Source organism: uncultured Dysgonomonas sp., assembly GCF_900079725.1.
Lineage (GTDB): Bacteria > Bacteroidota > Bacteroidia > Bacteroidales > Dysgonomonadaceae > Dysgonomonas.
The window spans coordinates 4,335,764-4,357,564 of the sequence record NZ_LT599032.1 but is presented as its reverse complement, the minus strand read 5'-3'; the positions used below and the strand labels follow the sequence as shown (position 1 = coordinate 4,357,564).

Below are 21,801 nucleotides of genomic sequence, written 5' to 3'. Positions count from 1 at the left end.
TAAGTTTACAAATTTCTTATGTGTGTCTGGCAGGATATGCTACAAGTATTTTTTCACAAAGAGGAAAATGAACTTCAAGATCAAGGAATCTGAAATTATAATCTGCTACCGCATTTTTTAACATTGGAGGTATTTCAAAAAAATCCTTGCCCGTATGATACATAGAGATAAGCAACACGGGCTTATCCCGTTTTATTATTTCCAGACCTCCTTCAATAGCGGCATATTCTGCTCCTTCAATATCCATCTTTATTAGGCCGACCTTCATATTTTTACAATCATTATCAATGGTAGATACACTAATTTTCTGTGTATTACCCTCACTGCTTACCATCGAATTATTTATCGAACAGCTCGAAGAAGCTAAAGTATCTATAAATATATTAATATCTTCAATTGTATTACCAATTCCTTTTTGAACGACTGTAATACATTCAATATTATTTATTTTCACAGCTTCAGCCAAACGCTTAGCAGTATCCTCTATTGGCTCGTAAGCATATAAATGTTTTGGGTTGTACTTTTTTGCAAAAAAAATGGACGCATCCCCTATATATGCGCCAAAATCAAGGAAATCTTTACCTTCAATATATTCTTTCACATATTCGGGAAGGTATCTCAATCCATAATCATGTATGTATGTCTGTCCCGGAAAATTATTCTCGGGCAAACAGTAGTCAACGCCTTCAACGTTAAGCCTGTATTTATTACCTTCTTTACGCACTTTAGCTTTTAAATCCAAACTCTGTTTATAATAATTCTGCTGATCCTTATCTAGAGCTATTTTCTCATATCCGCCCAACACTGATTTTATCCGGTTATCGACTACTCGCATCAGAGTCGCCCCATCACTTTCAGGGTAATAAACACTCGTATCTAATCTGAAATCGTGAGTAAAACAATATCTTATAAAATCAACAGCCTGAGGATGTACCGGACTCAATCCAATATATTTACGCTTATCGTTTTTTTTATATATTTTGTTTTGAAGATAAACTGAATATACAGGATTGAAAGGGTGAAAAATTATATTTCTAAGCCATTGCGGAAAACGAAGCTTTATCTGATACAACCGATTATTCTCTTTTTGTTCGATACGGCTGCTTTGCTGCTTCTCTTTTATCAGCGTTTCAATGCGCTGAACCAAATAGTTATTATCTATTATCATAAATACGTTTTTTCTATAACAAAAGTAAGAAAAAAAGCATGCAACATCTGTATTTGTTATAAAATATGGTAAACGCTCGAAAAATTGTAAGTTATAGCTATTTGATTATTTTACATTCATTAACCATATTTAGTTAAAACCTGACAGATCTGACAGTTTTTCATTGTTTTTATCTTGTGTATTTCATATTCATTAACTATATTTTGTTAAAAGGTAACAATCTTTTTATGTTGCACTGAGAAGACACTGAGTTTTACTGAGGCTTTTGTTAAAAGGTAACAACCCTTTCAGTCTTTTGTAGGGGCGGAATATTTTCCGCCCGTAGGTCATTTCGGGCGGAAAATATTCCGCCCCTACAGTTTTCCCAAAAGGTAACAAAGATTACACTTATTTCAGCTATTAGCTGATAGCTTTTAGGCTTGTAACTCGTAACTGCCCGCAGGGCGCAGTAACTTGTAACTTGTATCTCGTATCTTGTCTACTCGTATCTCATATAACTTTCAACTTATTACCCATTACTTAAAACTTACCACTTATCCCAATACTTCAAAGAACCATCGGCGAACAGCCATCAGCTATCGGCTACATACATAGATAAATTTATTCAAAAAAAATAAATTTCAGGTTTGCCCTAATTATAAAAAAGGCTCTCAGATTATTTCAAATCCCAATTTTGATTTCAGACCAAAAAAAACTATCTTTGAACGAGTTTTGAAATAGCTAAGATCGCAAACCTATTGATGCTTTGTGAAGCAAAGAAACAAGAAACAGGGTGCAATCCGAAATGTATCATTAAATTCTATCTTTTACTTAAAATCAGATATTACACATGTTCCCCGAAGATATTATCGACGAACCAGAGAATTTAGAGAACGAAGAGCCCGTTATGGATGAAGAATCGGAAAATGACAGCAGCCATTCCGATTATAAAGTACCCGTAAAAGACTCGGGAGACAATCAACTGCATCTGTCAGGCATGTTCCAGAATTGGTTTTTGGATTATGCTTCTTATGTTATACTCGAACGTGCCGTACCGCATATTACCGACGGTCTTAAACCTGTTCAACGCCGCATTATGCATTCAATGAAACGCATGGATGACGGACGTTACAACAAGGTGGCAAATATCATAGGACACACCATGCAGTTCCACCCGCATGGAGATGCATCTATAGGTGACGCCCTGGTACAGCTGGGACAAAAGGATCTACTCGTCGACTGTCAGGGAAACTGGGGAAATGTCTTCACAGGAGACGGTGCTGCCGCACCCCGTTATATAGAAGCCCGCCTTTCCAAATTTGCGTTGGAGGTGCTCTTCAATCCTAAAACAACCGAATGGAAACCATCATATGACGGGCGTAATAAAGAACCGATTACCCTGCCCGTAAAATTTCCTTTATTGCTGGCACAGGGTGCTGAGGGTATTGCCGTAGGTCTTTCATCTAAAATACTCCCTCATAACTTCAACGAATTATGCGATGCTGCCGTAGCGCATCTGCAAGGAGAGGAATTTACATTATACCCTGATTTTCAGACAAGAGGTTATATAGATGTAAGCAAGTACAATGACGGTGAACGGGGCGGTTCGGTAAAAGTACGTGCCAAAATATCCAAACTGGACAATAAAACACTAGTCATAAGTGATATTCCTTATGGGAGAACATCGTCTTCGGTGGTAGAATCTATCCTGAAGGCAAATGACAAAGGCAAGATAAAAATCCGTAAAGTGGACGATATCACAGCCCAGAATGTAGAAATTCATGTGCATTTAGCTCCGGGTGTTTCGTCTGATAAAACAATAGACGCGCTCTATGCATTCACCGATTGTGAGATAAGTATCTCTCCTAACTGCTGTGTGATTGAAGATAACAAGCCGTATTTCCTTACTGTAAGCAGAATACTCCGAGATACAACCGAGAATACACAAAGGCTCCTCAAACTTGAACTGGAGATACAAAAGAGCGAACTGGAAGAAACACTCCATTTCTCCTCTCTCGAAAAAATATTCATCGAAGAGCGTATCTATAAAGATAAAGAATTTGAGAATGCGGCGAATATGGATGCCGCCGTTGAGCATATAGACAAACGTCTGGCCAAATTTGCCAAACTGTTTATCCGTGAGGTAACCCGTGAAGACATCATGAAACTGATGGAAATCAGGATGGGACGCATCCTCAAGTTCAACTCCGACAAGGCGGATGAACTGATAGCCCGGTACAAAGAAGAGATAGAAGAAATAAAGCACAATATCGAAAATATCACAGATTACACTATTTCATGGTATGTGATGTTGAAGGAAAAATACGGTAAGAATTATCCCCGTAAAACCGAAATACGGAGTTTCGATACCATTGAGGCCACAAAGGTTGTGGAAGCGAACGAAAAACTCTACATCAACCGCGAGGAAGGATTTATCGGTACGGCGCTGAAAAAAGACGAATATGTATGTAATTGCTCCGACATCGACGATATCATTATTTTCTATAAGGACGGAAAGTATAAGATTGTAAAAGTCAGTGACAAAATGTTCGTCGGCAAAAATGTACTGTATCTCTATGTGTTCCGTCGCAACGACAACCGTACAATTTACAATGTGGTATACCGTCATGGAAAACATGGGCCCGATTATATCAAACGCTTTGCAGTAACTGGTATCACCCGCGATAAGGAATACGATGTAACACAAGGAAAGGAAGGCTCACGGATTGTATATTTCAGCGCAAATCCTAATGGAGAGGCGGAAACAATACGTGTAATACTGAAACCGAAACCACGCCAGAAGATACTTGTTTTCGAAAAAGACTTCAGCGATATAGCCATCAAAGGACGCCAGTCGATGGGTAATATTCTGACAAAAGCCGAAGTACATAAAATATCATTAAAACAAAAAGGCGGCTCTACCCTCGGAGGACGTAAAGTATGGTTTGACCAGGACGTGCTGCGCCTTAATTATGACGGACGGGGCAAATTCCTCGGAGAGTTCCAAAGCGACGACCAGATACTCGTTGTAAACCAAAATGGTGAATTTTACACTTCAAATTTCGATGTGACCAATCACTACGAAGCAGGCATTATCCGGATAGAGAAATTCGACGCGAATAAGATCTGGACAGCGGTACTGTTTGATGCAGATCAGCAGTTTATGTACCTGAAACGGTTCTTGTTTGAGCCTTCAGCCAAGAAACAGAATTTCCTTGGAGAAAATCATGAATCGAAATTACATATACTGACCGACATTGTTTATCCGCGGATACAGGTTACATTCGGCGGTCGTGATAGTTATCGTGAAGCATTGGATATAGATGCCGATGAATTCATTGCAGTCAAGGGCTTCAAAGCAAAAGGAAAACGCCTGTCTACATTCGAAATCGGAGAAATCAAGGAACTCGAACCTATCCGCTTCCCCGAAGTAGTAGAGGAAGAAGAAAAGAAATTTGAAGTACAAATAGATGACGACGATGACGAAATCGACAATCGACCTATATCGGATATCATCGATGAAATAACAGGACAACAATCATTGTTTAAAGATGGAGATAAGGAGGGTGAAGAGTAAAACTATATGGATATTATCTTATTTACTTTTTTGCAGCAGTATATCTGCCCAAATAAAGGAAGACTCTCTAAAAGCCGTCGTGATTGAAGGTTATGCTTCACAGAAGAAAACGACAATTATCGATGACTCTAGTCTAAGTATACCAAAACCTCTTATCACCAACAACACCATCACTGCATCCATTGGCTCCGCCAATATGTATGATACATATTTGTCTCCATTAGAATACAAAGGATTTTCCATACACCTGATGTATGAGCAAATGCGCCGTACCACATGGTTCGATTATAAATTCTACAAACAACAGATCTTTGAACTCGACTTTGCCAAAGGTGATAATCCTGCTAAAAATGTCACGGAATACTGGGGGCTGCTCAGCTATAAGATCGGAGGACATTACAGTGTCTACCAGACAGATAAACTACGAGTTGGTGTGGGCGGACTATGGGATATCAACGCCGGAGTATTATACAACGAACGAAACGGGAATAATCCTGCCACTGCACGGGGATATACCAACCTGAATGCTTCGGTAATAGCATCTTACAAATTTAAATGGTTTGCCGTGCGCTGGCAAATGGATACACCTTTTATCGGCATGCTGTTTTCACCGAGATATGGGCAGTCCTATTACGAAATATCGCTAGGCAATACCGTAGAGATAGTCAATTTTGCATCGTTACACAACCAAAGAGCATTACGCAATTATCTTACCGTAGATATTCCAATCAATAAATACACTATACGTGTGGGGTATTTAGGTTCATGGTACCAGACAAAAGTTCACGATATACAGACTCATCATTATACCAATAATTTTGTTATCGGATTTCCTATCGAAGGTGTAAAACGCCCAAAAGAGAAAGCCCTAAATAATTATTGGAACGGATACTAAGCCCCTCCTAACCTCCCCGAAGGGAGGAGAGCAGAGAGGCTAACTTTATAAATATAAACCAAAGGCTCCTCCTTTGGAGGGGTTGGAGAAATCAAATGTTTAGAGAAGTAAGACGACAAAACAGAATACTGGAAGATGAGGTTCGCATTACCGAGCTACTGCAAACTTCCGAATACGGATTCCTGAGCCTAGGAACTACAGAAAACGGATATGCTTATGGCATACCTATCAGCTATGCATTTGACAAAGAGGGCAACAGCATCTATTTCCATTGCGCACCCAAAGGACAGAAATTGGATATCTTAAAAGAAAACAATAAAGTTTCATTTTGCGTTGTAGGCGTTACCAAACCTATTGCCGAACAATTCACAACACTCTTCGAAAGTGTTATCGTATTTGGTAAAGCCGATATGGATTTGTCTGATGACGAAAAACGAAAAGCCTTGCGCCTGCTGGTAAGAAAATATTCACCGGAATATGAAGAAATTGGTGAAAAGTACATGGATAAATCGTGGAGCCGAACAGCCACATTCAAGATAAATATAGAACACATAACAGCTAAAGCAAAATATTAACGGGACTATTTCACCACTAGAAATATAAATTTCATACAGCAAACATTGCATTTGATACAAGCATACCAAAACAATAATAAAATATAAAAGATAGAGTATACTTTTGTGTCAGTAAAGAACCATTGTTTTATTGGATTGTTGTAACTGAATATGTTGGCATAAAAGTAAAATATCACTAAAATATATTCTCTCATAATATATTTTAGCGAAAAGTAAGTAGCTTTGCACAACTTTAGAAAAATAGTTTCAGAATCAAATAAAACATTAGATTAAATTGTTGATTGTGAGTACATCTAATAATTCGTATTTTGGTAAGGCGATCTTATTCGTAGCCTTATCTATAGCAGCCTTTTTAGTTTTCAAGGAAGTTTTGCCGGAACGCTTGTTTTCGGAACACGTGGAAGCAAACGAAAATATCCTGATGGATAGCATGGCGCTTATGGCTCAGAGCGATACGACAGAAATACATGACATCCCGGTTATAGTAGAATCGGACAGCACAAAAGCCCAGACCTACGAGGAAGTAGATGCCAATTTCAATCCCGCATTAGCAGCTGACGGATATCAAAACCTCACTCGTTTCTATACTAAACTGCATGAGTTGCAAGAAACGAAAACAGGCAAAGTAAGAATCGCCTATTTTGGAGACTCCATGAATGACGGAGATTACATAGTACAAGATGTCCGCAGCGAGTTTCAGGAAAATTATGGGGGAGAAGGAGTTGGTTATGTAGCAGTCTCTTCGCTTTCGGCAGGAGCCCGAGGATCTATATCGCACCAGTATTCTAAAAACTGGTTCTCCCAATCATTTGTAAAAGTGAAGAAACCAATGAAGCCATTCGGTATAGACGGGCAGGTTTTCTTTGCAAAAGACCCTGCGCAAGCATATTGGGTCAGATATAAAGCTCAATCTCAGAAGCATTCGACACAACTGAATAATCCTGTACTACTATACGGCAGAGGTAATAATAACAAGGCCTATGTAACGGTCGCGGCAGATAAAGATTCCGTTTCCAGCAAGAGTCTGAATCCGGTAAATCTGTTAAATACATTACCCCTTTCGTCCCACAATGCCAAATCGATACAGGTCAATTTCCATAACGCAGATTCAATACCTATCTACGGATTCAATTTCGATAACGGGGAAGGGGTGCATGTCGATAATTTTTCGATCCGTGGAAATTCTGGCCTGCCACTATCTATCCTGAACCCTGCTTTGATGAATGCTTTCGACAAGGTATTAAATTATGATTTAATAATCCTTCACTATGGAGCAAACGTACTAGGTTATGGTTCACTTAATTACAGTTGGTACGAACGAAATATGACAACAGTAGTGAATAATCTGCATGAATGTTTCCCCAATGCCGATATATTAGTTATTTCCACAGCCGACAGGGCACTGAAGATAGACGGAACTATGCAAACCGACCCAGCTGTAGTACCTCTCGCCAATGCGCAACGGAATTATGCCCGCAAGACCAACTCCGGCTTTATATCCTTGTATGAAGTGATGGGAGGCAAAGGTTCGATGGTAACCTGGGTAGATAACAAACTGGCCAATAAGGATTATACCCACTTCAATGGCTCAGGCTCAAAGAAGGTGGCTAAACTGATATATACTGAAATAGATAAAGGATACACGAAATTTAAAGCGAAACAATAAAGAAAATAACCTGCTGATGAAGTTTGCAAAGAAAATACTACCCCTATTCTTCCTGTTTTTATTATTGCCTTCAACCATGCTATCTGCCAAAGGTAGATACGACAGCAAGGAAACAACGGATAGCGGTGATAATATTTTTGCTAATCAGGCTTTACTATCAGCCGTTTTTGAAAAATTATACAATTTAGAGAAAAACAAGCAAGGCAAAGTAAATATAGTGCATATAGGCGATTCACATATTCAGGCCGATTTTTTCACCAATGCAATCCGGGAGGCTTTACAGTTTAAGTTCGGAAATGGAGGATTCGGATTTACATTCCCTTACAGTCTGGTAAGAACGAATGGCCCCCGCTATGTAAAATATACATGTAATGCGACATGGCAGAGCCTGTTGAATGTATATCCTGTTGCCGATGTGGGTGTGGGTCTGAGCGGGATAGCACTTTATACCTCGGCCGAAGACTTTGTCCTGCAACTATCTACACAGGAAGGATATGAATTTAATAAAATAAAAATCATCTACCCTACGAAAGAGCCTCAATACAGAATGTCCGTAACAGCCGAACCATTACAGGTTTCGTCATCGGGCACTGTCACCGCATCCACCATAGGGATGAGATACCACACTGTAAAAAGCGGGGAAAGCTTATCGGTAATAGGGCGTAAATATGGGGTTACCGTAGCACAGATAAAAAAAGCCAATGGTATGAAGTCGAATATGATAAGACCAAAGCAGAGGCTTAAGATCCCGGTAAAAGCAGGGGCTAGAAGCACCAAGCCTGTACAAGCTAAAGCCCAGATATCCAATATAGCGAAAGACAGTATAGACTATGTGAGTATGGTTACTAAACCCTATTACTCATCCTATACCAGCGATACGTTGATGAGCCGTATTACTATCTTACCGGCCGAAAAACAACCAATGTATAATCTCAACGGGTTCGTTATAGAGAACGACAAACCCGGTGTCATATACCACTCGATAGGTGTTAATGGAGCAAAACTATCGGATTATAATAAATATCCGTTATTTTTCGAACAGTTGCCTATTCTCCAACCCGATCTGGTAATCTTGTCTTTTGGCACAAACGAGTCGTTCGGGAAGCTATCGGATACAGAATATATTTATCAGATACAGGAATTCGTAGAAAATATAAAAAGGCTCAACCCTTTCGCAATGGTATTAGTTATGACCCCACCGCCATCCATGTTTCGCCGGCGCCGGGTAAATACTTATATTACCGACTATAGTAATGCCCTCATGGGACTGAGTAATCTGCCTGTATGGGATTTATATACACGTATGGGTGGAGCATCCGGTATCGCGCCCAAAGGAGAGTATGCACGTTTGATTGCCCGCGACAAAGTCCACTACACTACCAGTGGATATCAGGCTCAAGGACAGTTATTTGCTTCCGACTTCATTGACGCATATAATAACTTTAAGAAAAAAAGAAAAATTGAAAGCACTGTTAAACATAACTGATATATATCTTCCCGATTACATCTCCAGACTATTTGGAGAACTGGATATTCATTCGTGGTTTGTATATAATCCCGAACACCCGTTACTATTCAATAGCCCGTTGTTCTTGGGGCTTTTCCTTGTATTCTATATTATATATGTACTCACAAAGTCTCAGAAGCTTGAGCTTTTCCGCAAGATATATATTATCGTTTTCTCGCTATTCTTCTATTATAAAGCAGGAGGAAATTACTATATACTACTGGTTGTTTGCGCAGTCGTTACCCACCTCTTATCAAAAAAAATGTATGAGATAGAGAAACCTTCTTCCCGGAAACTGTTACTTGCACTCATCATCATCGCCAATCTGGGAATGCTATCGTATTACAAATACACAAACTTCCTGATTGATAATATTAACGCTATATTCCATGGAGATTTATCGTTCCAGAATATAATATTGCCTATCGGTATTTCATTCTTCGTATTCGAGGCCATTAGTTATGCCGTGGATCTTTACCGCAGGCAGATGGAACCGGCAAGGTCTACCCTCGACTTCTGCTTCTACATCAGCTTTTTCCCTAAACTGGTAGCTGGACCTATCATCAGGGCAAAGGATTTTCTTCCGCAGATGTACAAAAAACTGCATTTGACCAAGGAGGAAACCAGCACTGCCATATTCCTCATACTCATAGGTCTGATAAAAAAGGCCGTCATATCGGATTATATATCGACCAACTTTGTCGACCGGGTATTCGATTCCCCATTGAGTTATACGGCATTCGAAAACCTGATGGCTGTATATGGTTACACATTACAGATATATTGCGACTTTTCGGGATATTCAGATATGGCAATCGGGCTGGCTTTACTTATGGGATTCACCATTCCGCCCAACTTCCTGACTCCGTATAAATCACAATCCATCACCGAATTCTGGCGTCGCTGGCATATTTCATTGTCATCATGGCTACGTGACTATCTATACATTTCATTAGGAGGAAACCGTAAGGGGAAAATAAGAACCTATGTAAATCTTTTCCTCACAATGCTCATCGGTGGCCTTTGGCATGGGGCATCATGGAAATTCGTCATGTGGGGCGGATTACATGGGGGAATATTGGTGGTAGAGCGTTTCTTCAGACAATTTATAAAAGTACCGGACAACCGTTTTACCCGTATCATCTGCATACTGCTCACATTCCACTTCGTGGCCTTCTGCTGGATATTCTTCCGTGCGGGTAGTTTCGAACTGGCCGGTGATGTGATTATGAGTATCGGCAACCTGACATTCGCGCCACACGACTGGCTGATTGTACTCGAAGGATACAAGAATGTATTTATCCTTGTTGCTATAGGATATGTTATGCATTTCTTACCTGAAAAGTTTGTGAACATGGTAAAATCCGGATTCAACAGTACACCCTTGGTGTTCAAAGCCGGATTGGCCGGGTTAGTATTCTGGTTGGTGTATGCTACTATGTCGAGCGGCCCTCAGCCGTTTATCTATTTCCAGTTTTAAACGGTATCACGAAAGTCTAAAAAATGTGTATCCTATGCACCGGATCGAACAATACGCTTTCTACAAGACCAAATACGGCGAAGAACTACTGATTGATGTTGTCCGGTTAAAAGATATAAAGATATACCTGAAAGAGAACGCTGTCCATAGGTTAGGCTATCACGATATTACGCTGATTACTGATGGCCATGGAAAGTTTAGAATCGATGATAAGGAATATCATGTAAAGGAAGGGGATATAATATTCTCCTCGCCTAATCAGATACGCTGGTGGGATATCGACAATATTACCGACGGCTACGCCCTGATATTTGAAAAAGAATTTCTACTCACGTTCTTCAATGATCCTGATTTTCTGCAACACTTATCATATTTCAGAGACTCACATACTTTTAGTAAATTAAGTCTGGGTGAAGAATCCGGGCAGACTCTCCGGCTGATAAATGAAATTAAACAGGAAATAAACTCTTATAAGGAAAAAGATAAGCATATACTAAGAGCGTTGCTATATCAGACACTGAAATCTCTGGACAGAATTTATATCCTTAGAAATTCATCTTCCGGTAATACCGAAAATGTAAAAAACAGACATGCCGACACTTTTATAAAACTTGTAGACATCGGATATAAGCAAAACCATTCTATCCGTCATTATGCAGACAAACTCTGTATTACTCCAAATTATCTGAACGAACTGATAAAATCCGCAATGGGGATTAGCGCCAAACAAGTTATTCAGAATAAGCTTATACAAGAAGCAAAAAAAATGCTCTTATACACATCCGATTCCATATCAGACATAGCTGCGTCTCTCAATTACGAAAATACATCATACTTTATCCGTTTTTTCAGGAAACAAACAGGCCATACACCTTTACAATACCGAAATACCAATAAACCATAAAAAGTGCTATTTTCCCCATCATATGCATTACCAGCATTCTACAGCGAGATAATACCTTTGTAATGAAATAATTTAAATCATTACAAACATGAATTACAAAAACATCGCAACAAAGATTATCGCACTGGAAACAGCCGCATTAGAGAAATGGAACAACGGTAATCCGTCGGGCTATCTGGAGCTATACACCCCGGACTTCACTTATTTCGACCCTTTTCTGGAAAAAAGATCGGATGGCTTCGATAAAATAGAAGCTCTTTACGAGGAAATGAGAGGTAAGGTGCTGGTAGATAAGTATGAAATGATTGAACCTGTGGTACAGGCTACCGACGAAATGGCAGTCTTAACTTATAATCTGATATCATACACAGGGGAAACGGTGTATAAGTGGAACTGTACCGAGGTTTATAAGCTAGTAGCAAATGAATGGAAGATTATCCATAATCACTGGTCTTTGATTAAACCTGTATAAAACTTTTAGTCAAAGGATGAATCGAACTCACGCTCCAAGTCTTCCAGTTCCTTCTTTATCTGTTCCAGTTTCTGTATTACCTGTACTTTGCGTGTTTCCTCATCCTTTCTTTGTTTTAAAGTCTGACGGGCGCCCTCGAGGGTCAGCCCTTTTTCTTTTACAAGATGATATACAACTGCAATATCTTCAATATTCTTTTTTGTATATTGGCGGGCACCGCCATCTGTCTTACGTGGATTGATTATATCAAATTCGGTCTCCCAAAAACGAAGCAATGATTCATTTACACCAAAGTGGGCGGCAACCTCTTTGATGGAATAGTACAAACGATTACTATTTTCTAAATCAATTTTCATTCTTTAGCTTTTAGCCTGTAGCCGATAGCTATTAGTTTCTTTTTTTACTGTTTACTGCTAACTGTTAACTGACATCAATCCATTACCTGCCCGTGGTTGGCTGCTATCTGCAACATCTTGTCATACTCTTCCGGAGATAAGTCCATAAAGTAATACTTCGCCGGATTGTCGGGAACTCCCCTTACATGCACCTCGTAATGAAGATGCGGGCCAGTTGATTTTCCTGTATTACCTACTTCGCCGATTTGCTCTCCACGTGTGACCTTCTGTCCATATCGTACCTTATAGTCATTCAGATGAGCATATAGGGTCTGATAGCCAAACCCGTGGTCAACAATTATACATTTCCCGTAGCCTTGCTTCCAGTCGGCAAGAGTAACCACCCCGTCACCCGTAACATATACGGGAGTACCGATATTGGATGCAAAGTCCATTCCTGCATGAAAACGGGCTGTTCCATATATAGGATCTATACGTGTACCGTAACCTGATGCTACCTGTTTCAGATATTTATCGGGAACCGGCTGAATACTTGGTATATGCTTAAGACGGTCTTTTTGATTTTTTGCCATACTTAGCACTTCATCGAAAGAATTCGACTGAATATAGATCTGCTTCGAGATATAGTCTATCTTCTTTGTGGTCTGAATAATCAGTTCCGGACTTGACAACTCCGTCAGATAATCATACCTGCCCGGAGCACCTACTCCGGAAGTCCTGATAGATGTAGGTATAGGATCGGCATGAAAAATAGCCCTGTACAGATTATCGTCACGCTGCTGTATATCCCTCAGAACTTTAGACATCTCATCTGCCCTCTTCGATAATACTTCGTACTGAGTAAGTATGAGCTGATTTTCTTTCTTTTGTGCTTCTCCCCAAGGTGTACCAAAAAAATAAACAAAAGCGACCAATGCTCCTATCCCAACCACTATACCCGATATCAAATGACGGAAAACGGTGATAACTTTATCCTTCATGCTAGGATAAATCCGTTCATATGTGAGAGTTTGCGGATTGTAACGATAGTATACTTTTCGCTTCATTTTTAGTACTTCTCTGATATTTTGTTTAGAGAGTTCGACAAAAGTAAAGTTTTTGAACTATTTTTGCAAATCGTTTATATTTAATTAATGTGGCAATAGGTTAATGTACCAATATGCCAATGTTGAAACTAAAATTATAACTTGTAACACGTTTACTCGTAACTAGTAACTAAAATGATGACTTCTAAAGAAATTCGTGACTCTTTCAAATCTTTCTTTGCTTCCAAAGGACACCAGATAGTACCGTCAGCCCCGATGGTTATCAAGGACGACCCTACTCTGATGTTTACAAATGCGGGTATGAACCAGTTCAAAGACATTATACTGGGAAATGCACCTATCAAATATCCACGTGTGGCGGATTCACAGAAATGCCTTCGTGTTAGCGGTAAGCATAACGACCTTGAAGAAGTAGGGCATGATACATATCACCATACGATGTTCGAAATGCTGGGTAACTGGTCTTTTGGCGACTATTTCAAGAAAGAGGCTATAGAATGGGCTTGGGAATATCTGACAGAAGTAATCAAACTGGATAAAGACCGTTTATATGTAACAGTATTCGAAGGTAGCCCCGAAGAAGGCTTGTCGCGTGACGACGAAGCTGCCGGATACTGGGAGCAATACCTGTCCAAAGACCGCATCATAAACGGGAATAAGAAAGACAACTTCTGGGAAATGGGCGATACAGGCCCATGTGGCCCATGTTCGGAAATACATATCGATTTACGTCCCAACGAAGAGCGTGCAAAGGTGGACGCGCTGACCCTTGTTAATGAAAGCCATCCGCAAGTGATTGAAATATGGAACCTTGTATTTATGCAGTTCAACCGTAAAGCAGACAAATCACTGGAACCGTTACCAGCAAAAGTAATTGACACCGGTATGGGATTCGAACGGCTATGTATGGCAGTACAGGGGAAAACATCCAATTATGATACAGATGTATTCCAGACTATTATAAAAGCTATCGGCGAATTAACCGGAAGCGTATATGGACAGGATGAAAAACAAGACATCGCCATGCGTGTCATCGCCGACCATATCCGCACCATCGCGTTCTCTATTACCGACGGTCAGTTGCCATCGAATGCTAAAGCAGGTTATGTAATCCGGCGTATTCTCCGCCGTGCCGTTCGCTACGGATATACATTTCTTGACCAACACAAAGCATTTATGTACAGGCTTATTCCTGCTTTGATTGAGACAATGGGTGATGCATATCCGGAGCTTATCCAACAACAAACACTGATTGAAAAAGTAATAAAGGAAGAAGAAGAATCATTCCTGCGCACACTGGATACAGGTATTAAATTACTGGATAAGCAAATATCCGAAACAAAAGCGAAGAACGGAACAGAACTTAATGGTACGGACGCTTTCACGCTATACGATACATTCGGCTTCCCGCTCGACCTTACAGAGCTCATCCTCCGCGAAAACGGCATGACCGTAGACAACGATGGATTTAAGGCAGAGATGCAGAAACAGAAAGACCGTGCCCGTAACGCAGCCGCTGTGGAAACAGGGGACTGGGTAGTACTGAAAGAAGGCGACCCGGAATTCTTTGGATACGATTTCACGGAATGTGAAACGGAAATACTCCGCTACCGGAAAGTAAAACAAAAGAATCAGGAATTTTATCAGATAGTATTCAACCGTACACCTTTCTATGCCGAAATGGGTGGACAGGTCGGCGATAGTGGCTGGCTGATACATGACGATGAAAAAATAGAAATCACTGATACAAAGCGTGAGAACAATCTGGCTGTCCACCTCTCTTCTAGGCTACCGGAAGATGTGACTGCTACATTTATCGCACGCATCAATACGAAGAACCGTACGGCTACCGAGTGTAACCATACCGCGACACACTTATTGCACGAAGGCCTTCGCGAAATACTGGGAAGCCATGTAGAACAGAAAGGTTCATATGTATCTCCCGGTGTCCTGCGTTTCGACTTCTCACATTTCCAGAAACTGACAGACAAGGAGATACGTAAAGTGGAACGGTTTGTAACAGCAAAAATACGCGAAGATATCTCCCGCGATGAAAAACGCCATGTTCCTATCTCCGAAGCTAAGGCAATGGGAGCAATGGCACTGTTTGGCGAAAAATACGGTGATGACGTACGTGTTATACGTTTCGGTGATTCCGTTGAGCTTTGCGGAGGTACACATATATCATCTACCGGCCGTATCGGTTCGTTCCGCATTGTGAATGAAAGCTCTATTGCTGCCGGTATACGCCGTATAGAGGCGATTACAGCTGAAGCGTGTGAAAACTACTTCTATACGCAACAGGACGTATTGACGGAAGTGAGATCGTTCTTCAACAATACGCCTAATCTGACTCAGGCTCTCCAGAAATTCCTCGAAGAAAATTCAGAACTAAAAAAACAGGTGGATGAATACGTCAAGGAAAAAATCGTTCAGGTTAAGGACGTTTTAATAAAGAAAAAACAGGTTATCAACGGTATAAATGTATATTCTTTAGCCGGGCCATTCCCTGCCGATATTGCAAAAGATATAGCATTCCAGATCAGAGGCCAGTTCCCTGTCAATTCTATTTTCGTTGGGGCTACTCAATATGAAAATAAGCCAATGCTTACATTGATGATCAGTGACGACCTGGTGAAGGATCACGAACTAAATGCTTCTCAAATAATCCGTGACGCAGCTAAGCATATCCAAGGCGGTGGCGGCGGGCAACCTCATTTTGCTACTGCAGGAGGAAAAAATTTGGAAGGTTTGTCGAATGCATTGCATGAGATTATGGAAAAGATAAAGTGAGATTTATTCTATTAATAGGTTATTAGGGACGGTAAATTACCGTCCCTACTTATTTTATATTTGCATTGAGAAAAGCATAAAAGTTTATCTATATAATAAGATTAAAGACAGCGATAATCTTGTCGTTCTTTGAAATCATTTATCAATTATAAGATTGCAGAAAAGTAACACCGAAAAAATATGTAAAAGGTGTTACCTTTGTTACTTTTTAACAAGTAGTAAGTTTTAAGTAATAAGTAGTGAGTGAATAGGTAAAATAGACAAGGTACGAGGTTCACTGACGAGATGCTTCGTTCCGCTCAGCATGACAAGCTAATTATTAATTATTCATTGCTTTTCGTGTTACCTTTGTTACTTTTTCAATTCAACTCTACTTTAATCTCATTCCCCTTTCTTTGATAAAAGTAATAATCCGGCTATAGTAAGTAAACCATTCAGAAGAAGAATCTCATATCCTACCCTATAGTCCAGAGTATGCAGTAAGGTATATTCAAAGGCGTAACTTAACAGAGGAGCAAGAATACAGACAATAGGGACAAACCTGTCCTTTATATTTATCCTTGTAAATAGACCGAAAAAGAATAGTCCCAGCAAAGGTCCGTAAGTATATGACGCCGCTTTATAAATAGTATCTAATATACTCGTCTGATTTATATGGTCAATAAAGAAGATAACCAGTAAAAATACTATACAGACAAGCAGATGTACTCTACCTCTTATTTTCCTGGCTTCTTTAGCATCCTTCTTCTCCACATTCAGCAGATCCACACATACAGAGGTCGTAAGTGATGTCAGTGCGGAATCTGCATTGGAAAAGGATGCAGCTATAATACCTATGGTAAAACAAATCAGGACTGGCATTCCTAAATATTCGGTAGCTAACATTGGTAATATCTGATCGGGATTATCCGGAAGCGTAATTCCATATTGGGTCGCAAATGCGAGCAACAATATACCCAGCGACAAAAACAGATAGTTCATAGGAATAAAGCCAAATCCATAACTTACCATATTCTTTTGGGCATCTTTCAGTGTCTTGCATGTAAGGTTTTTCTGCATCATATTCTGATCCAGACCTGTCATAACTATCACAATAAGTATCCCGCTGAAGAACTGCTTAAAAAAGTTTTGCTTAGACACCCAGTCATCAAAAACAAAGATGCGGCTATGCCTGCTACTCCGGATAGTATCAGCAACCTGCGAGATATCGAAACCCATCTTCGAAGCCACCTGCCAGATAATAAGTCCTAGCGCCGCTAAAAGGCATATAGTTTGCAGAGCATCGGTCCAGACGATTGTCTTCATCCCGCTTCGATGCGTGTAAGTCCATATCAGGGCTACAATAACAATAACCGTCACATAAAATGGTACATGCCACTGATCGAAAACCAATGTCTGCAAGATCAATACGATTAGATATAATTTAGAGGCCGCTCCTACAATTCGCGATAATATAAAGAATGACGCACCTGTTTTATATGAGAACAAGCCAAAACGCTGTTGCAGGTAACCATAAATAGAAGTCAGGTTGAGCTTATAGTATAAGGGCAATAGCACAAAGGCAACAATGAGATAACCGGGAAAAAAGCCCAGGACCATCTGCATATAAGCCATATCGAATTGTCCCACCATTCCGGGAACAGAAACGAATGTGACTCCCGAAATAGAATCTCCGAGCATGCCTATAGCAACAATATACCATGGGGATTTTTTGTTTCCGAGGAAGAAAGCATCATTATTGCTGTCTTTTTTACTTACAACATGAGAGATAAGTAATAACACAGCAAAATATACTGCAATGATAATCAGAATAGTAATACCCATAACGCATTCAATTCATTATATACACATTCAATGTTTTATTGGAATATACAGGTTTTCTTGCCTCTGTTCTATCCCATTCCTTATCAATGACAATGTAATCGAAATTGCCTTTGAGAGTATCTGTATTTACCAATCTGAAATCTTCAAAGTCTATGAATACCCTGTCATACTTTGATTTACTATAATCGTATCCTCTCAGCATCATCTCAAATTTGTGACTCTCGATATTCAGTCCACTGAGGACATAGAAAGTTTTACCATCTTCAATAAATTTCTCGCTTACATCGTGGAAGCCTATATTGAAACTCTCATATTCCTCAATATTATTTTTGAAGTTATAAAACAGCCCGGCCTGTAACACGAGAAGCAATATTATCAGACATTTCACAGGTATCTTTTCTATGTATTCCGAAACAGATATACCCATCAGGAATAAGACTACAAAACCATAATATATGAATGTACGAGGAAAGGGAATGACAGAGTGTATTGCTAAAAGTATGACCGGAGCCAAACCAAATATGATCCAGAGTTTAAGTATCTCCTTTTTCTTTTTCAATAGGGCTATTATAAACGGTATGCCGATAGCAATAAATGTGTATATAAGATGCAGGCCATAAATTTCACTGAAAGTATTCCTGAAGAAAAGAGGGAACAAAGCCAATACTCCCATGCGGTCACCCGGTGTTATAGACAACACTCCAAAACCCTGATGTAATATAATCGGTGTATAACAGAGCAATGTTGCAAGCGTTATGAATAGGTTGAATACGAATTGTTGTTTTATATTCTTATAGTTATACAATAAGATTATGAAATTCAGAGTAACAAAAGGATAGAGGTAAGAAGGCACAGCATAAAAACCAAGAACACTGCATATAGAGAATATAGCCCAATCTTTATTTCTACTGCCATGCTTTATTATATTAAATGTAGCATACAGGGATATGACAAAGAAGAAAGTTACCAAAGCATATCCCCTCGACATATAACTATAGTAGATAGACATAAATAACATAGACGAAATGGCAACTGAAAACAACGCCACTTTCCGCGAATAGTATCTTTTGACAAAAGAATAAGCAATAGCCCATGTCAGTATAGAGATCACAATCGACGATATCCGCAAACGGAATAAGATATCAAAAACCGGAATATGCTTGGTTATATGCGTTATTATAGAATGAAAAACATGATTATTCGGAGCGGGATAAGACGAGATACAATATAAGATCGGATTATTTGTAAAATCAACATAAGTGAGTGCCTCGTCATATGATATAGGTAATACAATAGCGAAATAGATAGATGTAATAAGAGGCGTGAGCAATATTAACAATACATATCTGCCATTCAAATCGTTCCATATACTCTTTATTGCCCTGCCGATGTACGAACAGAAAGATGCTGTATGAGGATACAAAATATTTATCTTTAGTATACAATAAACAGCAAGAATGATGAAAGAAGTCAATATACTTAGAAAAATGATATAATTTAAGCCTGACAGATCATTTGCTATCTGAAAAAGTTCTTTGAAAGATTGATTTTCTTCGTAAAAGATGCCGATTTTTATAAAAATTATTGATAACAGGAATAATACAAGTAATACTGCTATCAATATTAGAAAGGCTTGTAAAGTCTTTTTCATTTAAAATTTTATTAGCTGAATGAATTAGCTTTTAAAGACAGATAAAAATCCGCATTCATATTTTGCGCGCAAAGGTACGATTTTTCAAAAGATTGTCATCTCTAACTTTAGAACATTTACGTTAAACTGACAAAAAGTCCGACCGAATTGTTAAAATTGCAATAAAGATTTTCATCTCGGTTAAAAGTGTTAAAAAATGGAGTTATACCGCACTAAGTGTACACTTTTTGTGTTTACATTTGAAATAAAAATAAATGGATTAACAAACAATTTAAATAATACTTGCATATGAATAAAGTTTGGAAAAATATTTCAACCTACATTGTGGTTGCATTAGTGAGTATAGGAGCTACATATGGAATGTATAGCTTCATGGATTACAAAAGAGGATACAGCACCGCTGACACCTATAATTACGGAACCGAATTTGACCAGAAAGGAGTACATCTGGCAAGCCTGACTGCTGACGGTTATCCTGATTTTACAAAAGCTGCAGAAAATTCTATTCATGCGGTAGTACACATCAAGTCTACTGTGAAGGCACAGACCTCGCAAGGTCAGGGACGCCAGCGAATGATCGATCCCTTCGAATATTTCTTCGGATTCGGTGACCGTGGCGGACAGGGTTACGGACAACCTCAGCCGAGCGTCGGTTTTGGTTCGGGTGTAATAATCTCTGCCGATGGATTTATAATCACAAACAATCATGTCATCGACAAAGCCGATGAAATAGAAGTTACATTGAACGACAACAGTAAATACACTGCAAAACTGGTAGGAACAGACCCTGTTACCGATATAGCTTTACTGAAGATAGAAGGCAAAGAGTTTCCATATATTCCATTTGGAAACTCCGACAATCTGAAAGTTGGTGAGTGGGTATTGGCAGTAGGAAACCCATTCAACCTGACATCTACAGTTACAGCCGGAATCGTCAGCGCCAAAGGTCGTGGAAACATAAGCGGAGGTAACCGAGGTGGAGTAGATATGAGTATTCAATCATATATACAAACCGACGCTGCCATCAACCGGGGAAACAGTGGAGGTGCATTAGTTAACACCAATGGTGAACTCATAGGAATCAATACTGCCATCTACTCTCAGACCGGTGACTTTTCCGGATATGGATTTGCCGTACCTATTTCAATTGCCGGAAAAGTAGTAGCTGACATTAAGGAGTATGGCACTGTACAACGCGCTGTTCTCGGCGTACAGATAGGCGAAGTGGCTGCGGCAAAAGAAGCTGACCCCGAAAAAACAAAGAACCTGAAAATAAATGAGGGTGCTTATGTTGGTGGATTTGCAGATATGAGTCCTGCTAAACAAGCCGGAATAGAAGAAGGGGATGTCATCACAGCGGTGAATGGAGTGAAGGTAAAAACAGTTAGCGAACTACAGGAACAAGTAAACAGATTCCGTCCGGGTGACAAAGTTAAAGTAGATGTAGTACGTGGAACTTCAACCAAGACATTCGATGTAACTCTCAAAAACAGCGCAGGCAGCACTTCGGTTGTGAAAAAAGAAGACGGTATTGCCAGTGTAGGAGCTGCATTCAAAGACCTTACTGCCGAAAAGAAGAAATCTTTAGGCGTTAGCTATGGTGTGGAAGTGGCAGGTGTAGACAATAGCGGTAAATTCCACAAAGAAGGTATAGCTAAAGGATTTATTATACAGAAAATCAACAATCAGCCTGTATCTTCAGCCAACGAGGTAGAACGCATCATCACCGCCACAGCCAACAGTCAGGACAAGGCGCTATTCATAACCGGAATAACAGCTAACGGATCAAGAAAATATTATGCAGTAGATTTAAGCGAGTAACATTAACTTAACAAATATCAAATAACGCTTAAGTAAAAAACTAAACATCTTACTTAAGCGTTATTTATTTGTATATAACTTAGATAT

At 39.5% G+C, this 21,801-nt stretch carries 15 protein-coding genes; 10 read left to right on the top strand and 5 right to left on the bottom strand.

Annotation, left to right across the window (positions count from 1 at the left end; genetic code table 11):
• Positions 1-16: 16 nt before the first annotated feature.
• Positions 17-1,168, bottom strand: a complete 1,152-nt coding sequence (locus tag QZL88_RS17930) for an FkbM family methyltransferase (protein WP_296943485.1) — start codon at positions 1,166-1,168, stop codon at positions 17-19.
• Positions 1,169-1,997: 829 nt separating this feature from the next.
• Here QZL88_RS17930 and QZL88_RS17925 point away from each other — a divergent pair.
• From QZL88_RS17925 to QZL88_RS17890, 8 genes are all read left to right on the top strand, one after another.
• Positions 1,998-4,724: a DNA gyrase/topoisomerase IV subunit A gene (locus tag QZL88_RS17925; protein WP_296943482.1), complete on the top strand. Its 2,727-nt coding sequence runs from the start codon at positions 1,998-2,000 to the stop codon at positions 4,722-4,724.
• Positions 4,699-5,619 (top strand): DUF3316 domain-containing protein, encoded by a 921-nt coding sequence (locus QZL88_RS17920; protein ID WP_296943481.1) that lies wholly within the window; start codon positions 4,699-4,701, stop codon positions 5,617-5,619. The genes QZL88_RS17925 and QZL88_RS17920 overlap by 26 nt, the downstream gene beginning before the upstream one ends.
• Before the next feature lie 95 nt (positions 5,620-5,714).
• Entirely contained in the window at positions 5,715-6,194 is a 480-nt protein-coding gene (locus tag QZL88_RS17915) for a pyridoxamine 5'-phosphate oxidase family protein (protein ID WP_296943479.1), read from the top strand.
• A gap of 283 nt (positions 6,195-6,477) precedes the next feature.
• Positions 6,478-7,860 carry a hypothetical protein gene (locus tag QZL88_RS17910; RefSeq protein WP_296943477.1) on the top strand — a complete coding sequence of 461 codons (1,383 nt, stop codon included), beginning with the start codon at positions 6,478-6,480 and terminating at the stop codon, positions 7,858-7,860.
• 16 nt (positions 7,861-7,876) lie between these two features.
• The gene (locus tag QZL88_RS17905) at positions 7,877-9,346 is read left to right on the top strand and encodes a LysM peptidoglycan-binding domain-containing protein (protein ID WP_296943476.1); all 1,470 of its coding nucleotides are present in this window, start codon (positions 7,877-7,879) and stop codon (positions 9,344-9,346) included.
• A 19-nt stretch (positions 9,347-9,365) separates the two neighbouring features.
• Complete coding sequence (locus tag QZL88_RS17900; RefSeq protein ID WP_363927934.1) at positions 9,366-10,847, top strand: MBOAT family protein; 1,482 nt, start codon at positions 9,366-9,368, stop codon at positions 10,845-10,847.
• A gap of 34 nt (positions 10,848-10,881) precedes the next feature.
• Positions 10,882-11,751, top strand: coding sequence for a helix-turn-helix transcriptional regulator (locus QZL88_RS17895; RefSeq protein ID WP_296943472.1), 870 nt, complete (start codon positions 10,882-10,884; stop codon positions 11,749-11,751).
• Between the two features lie 88 nt (positions 11,752-11,839).
• The gene (locus QZL88_RS17890; RefSeq protein ID WP_296943470.1) at positions 11,840-12,223 is read left to right on the top strand and encodes a nuclear transport factor 2 family protein; all 384 of its coding nucleotides are present in this window, start codon (positions 11,840-11,842) and stop codon (positions 12,221-12,223) included.
• 5 nt (positions 12,224-12,228) lie between these two features.
• On the opposite strand, the gene QZL88_RS17885 is transcribed toward QZL88_RS17890, so the two are convergent.
• Positions 12,229-12,579: a MerR family transcriptional regulator gene (locus QZL88_RS17885; RefSeq protein ID WP_296943468.1), complete on the bottom strand. Its 351-nt coding sequence runs from the start codon at positions 12,577-12,579 to the stop codon at positions 12,229-12,231.
• Between the two features lie 74 nt (positions 12,580-12,653).
• Positions 12,654-13,625: a M23 family metallopeptidase gene (locus QZL88_RS17880; protein ID WP_296943466.1), complete on the bottom strand. Its 972-nt coding sequence runs from the start codon at positions 13,623-13,625 to the stop codon at positions 12,654-12,656.
• A 174-nt stretch (positions 13,626-13,799) separates the two neighbouring features.
• Here QZL88_RS17880 and alaS point away from each other — a divergent pair, with 174 nt between their 5' ends.
• A complete protein-coding gene (alaS, locus tag QZL88_RS17875) occupies positions 13,800-16,418 on the top strand; it encodes an alanine--tRNA ligase (RefSeq protein WP_296943464.1) in 2,619 nt (872 codons plus the stop codon).
• A gap of 381 nt (positions 16,419-16,799) precedes the next feature.
• Here alaS and QZL88_RS17870 read toward each other — a convergent pair whose 3' ends face one another.
• Both QZL88_RS17870 and QZL88_RS17865 read right to left on the bottom strand, forming a co-directional pair.
• Positions 16,800-18,242, bottom strand: coding sequence for a sodium:solute symporter (locus QZL88_RS17870; RefSeq protein ID WP_296943462.1), 1,443 nt, complete (start codon positions 18,240-18,242; stop codon positions 16,800-16,802).
• A 7-nt stretch (positions 18,243-18,249) separates the two neighbouring features.
• Positions 18,250-19,893 carry a glycosyltransferase family 39 protein gene (locus QZL88_RS17865; protein ID WP_296943460.1) on the bottom strand — a complete coding sequence of 548 codons (1,644 nt, stop codon included), beginning with the start codon at positions 19,891-19,893 and terminating at the stop codon, positions 18,250-18,252.
• Positions 19,894-20,181: 288 nt separating this feature from the next.
• Between QZL88_RS17865 and QZL88_RS17860 the strand changes: the two genes are divergently transcribed.
• Positions 20,182-21,714, top strand: coding sequence for a Do family serine endopeptidase (locus QZL88_RS17860; protein WP_296943458.1), 1,533 nt, complete (start codon positions 20,182-20,184; stop codon positions 21,712-21,714).
• The last annotated feature ends 87 nt before the right edge of the window (positions 21,715-21,801 follow it).

What these genes read in the sequence shown, in the direction of transcription:
- QZL88_RS17885 (WP_296943468.1), bottom strand. Translation starts at nt 12,579, where the DNA reads ATGAAAATTGATTTAGAAAATAGTAATCGTTTGTACTATTCCATCAAA.
- QZL88_RS17880 (WP_296943466.1), bottom strand. Translation starts at nt 13,625, where the DNA reads ATGAAGCGAAAAGTATACTATCGTTACAATCCGCAAACTCTCACATAT.
- QZL88_RS17870 (WP_296943462.1), bottom strand. Translation starts at nt 18,242, where the DNA reads ATGGGTATTACTATTCTGATTATCATTGCAGTATATTTTGCTGTGTTA.
- QZL88_RS17905 (WP_296943476.1), top strand. Translation starts at nt 7,877, where the DNA reads ATGAAGTTTGCAAAGAAAATACTACCCCTATTCTTCCTGTTTTTATTA.
- QZL88_RS17895 (WP_296943472.1), top strand. Translation starts at nt 10,882, where the DNA reads ATGCACCGGATCGAACAATACGCTTTCTACAAGACCAAATACGGCGAA.
- QZL88_RS17860 (WP_296943458.1), top strand. Translation starts at nt 20,182, where the DNA reads ATGAATAAAGTTTGGAAAAATATTTCAACCTACATTGTGGTTGCATTA.
- QZL88_RS17930 (WP_296943485.1), bottom strand. Translation starts at nt 1,168, where the DNA reads ATGATAATAGATAATAACTATTTGGTTCAGCGCATTGAAACGCTGATA.
- QZL88_RS17925 (WP_296943482.1), top strand. Translation starts at nt 1,998, where the DNA reads ATGTTCCCCGAAGATATTATCGACGAACCAGAGAATTTAGAGAACGAA.
- QZL88_RS17915 (WP_296943479.1), top strand. Translation starts at nt 5,715, where the DNA reads ATGTTTAGAGAAGTAAGACGACAAAACAGAATACTGGAAGATGAGGTT.
- alaS (WP_296943464.1), top strand. Translation starts at nt 13,800, where the DNA reads ATGATGACTTCTAAAGAAATTCGTGACTCTTTCAAATCTTTCTTTGCT.
- QZL88_RS17890 (WP_296943470.1), top strand. Translation starts at nt 11,840, where the DNA reads ATGAATTACAAAAACATCGCAACAAAGATTATCGCACTGGAAACAGCC.
- QZL88_RS17865 (WP_296943460.1), bottom strand. Translation starts at nt 19,893, where the DNA reads ATGAAAAAGACTTTACAAGCCTTTCTAATATTGATAGCAGTATTACTT.
- QZL88_RS17920 (WP_296943481.1), top strand. Translation starts at nt 4,699, where the DNA reads ATGGAGATAAGGAGGGTGAAGAGTAAAACTATATGGATATTATCTTAT.